Origin of the sequence: Mesorhizobium sp. M7A.F.Ca.CA.002.09.1.1 (genome assembly GCF_003998555.1) — a bacterium.
Lineage (GTDB): Bacteria > Pseudomonadota > Alphaproteobacteria > Rhizobiales > Rhizobiaceae > Mesorhizobium > Mesorhizobium ciceri.
On the sequence record NZ_RZRR01001574.1, the window covers coordinates 1 to 497 of the forward strand.

At 68.4% G+C, this 497-nt stretch carries 1 protein-coding gene; it reads right to left on the minus strand.

Annotation, left to right across the window (positions count from 1 at the left end):
* Positions 1-497 (minus strand): E3 binding domain-containing protein (locus EN994_RS34730; RefSeq protein WP_206530590.1); only part of this gene is annotated, 497 nt, incomplete at both ends.

Consider the following 497-nt stretch of genomic DNA (forward strand, 5'->3'; position numbering starts at 1 on the left):
CAATGGTCTTGCGCATATTGTCATGCGGGACGAGGTCGTAGGAGCCCTGTTCGAACAGTTTCAGCACCTGATCGTCCGACATCGCCTTTACCGGCGCGGCAGGAGCAGCAGCGGGCACGCCAGCCGGAGCCTTGGCGGCAGGCGCCGCCTGGGCGCCGCCACCGGCAATCGCCGCGTCGACATCCGCCTTCACCACCCGGCCATGCGGACCGGTGCCGGTCACGGCAGACACATCGACACCGGCTTCCTTGGCTATGCGACGTGCGAGCGGCGACGCGAAGGTGCGTCCTTCCGGCGACTGGCTGATCTCCCCCCTTGTGGGAGAGATGGCCGGCAGGCCAGAGGGGGGCGTCTCGCGCTGAGAGGACGGCGGGACAGCGCCCCCCTCTGTCGACTTCGTCGACATCTCCCCCACGGGTGGGGAGATTGGCGCCTTGTCCTGCTTGGCCTCGGCTTTCGCTGGAGCAGCATCGCCCCCGCTTTTCGCGGCAGCGCCT